Origin of the sequence: Phaeovulum veldkampii DSM 11550 (genome assembly GCF_003034995.1) — a bacterium.
Taxonomy (GTDB): Bacteria; Pseudomonadota; Alphaproteobacteria; order Rhodobacterales; family Rhodobacteraceae; genus Phaeovulum; species Phaeovulum veldkampii.
Window position 1 is genome coordinate 1 of the sequence record NZ_PZKF01000137.1, and the last position, 708, is coordinate 708.

At 53.1% G+C, this 708-nt stretch carries 1 rRNA gene; it reads right to left on the reverse strand.

The features are described from left to right. Positions 1–443: ribosomal RNA gene (locus C5F46_RS16290) — 16S ribosomal RNA — on the reverse strand; the annotation flags it as partial. Positions 444–708 lie beyond the last annotated feature (265 nt).

Genomic DNA, 708 nt, shown 5'->3' on the forward strand with positions numbered 1-708 from the left:
CTTCTTCTCCGGGTACCGTCATTATCTTCCCCGGTGAAAGAGCTTTACAACCCTAAGGCCTTCATCGCTCACGCGGCATGGCTAGATCAGGGTTTCCCCCATTGTCTAAGATTCCCCACTGCTGCCTCCCGTAGGAGTCTGGGCCGTGTCTCAGTCCCAGTGTGGCTGATCATCCTCTCAAACCAGCTATGGATCGTCGGCTTGGTAGGCCATTACCCCACCAACTACCTAATCCAACGCGGGCCGATCCTTCTCCGATAAATCTTTCCCCCAAAGGGCGTATACGGTATTACTCTCAGTTTCCCGAGGCTATTCCGTAGAAAAGGGTACGTTCCCACGCGTTACTCACCCGTCCGCCGCTACCCCCGAAAGGGCCGCTCGACTTGCATGTGTTAGGCCTGCCGCCAGCGTTCGTTCTGAGCCAGGATCAAACTCTCAAGTTGAAAGCACAATAAGTGCTATCCTTGACGCATGAACCTCTGCACATCACTCAATCCCATAAGAGAAAGAGTGCTTCTGTTCTACGTGCATCGCTACACAAGGCAACGAAGCCGCAAAACAGTGAAGCTGACACTCGCATCATCGGGCCGAAACCCTAGCAAGCCGATATGCAGCGTCCAGTCATCGAAACGACCCAAACCGCCCACATATCTCTTCAGTAACCAATCATGTCAAAGAGCAAGAGACAAATTCAACACGGCCCGCCAA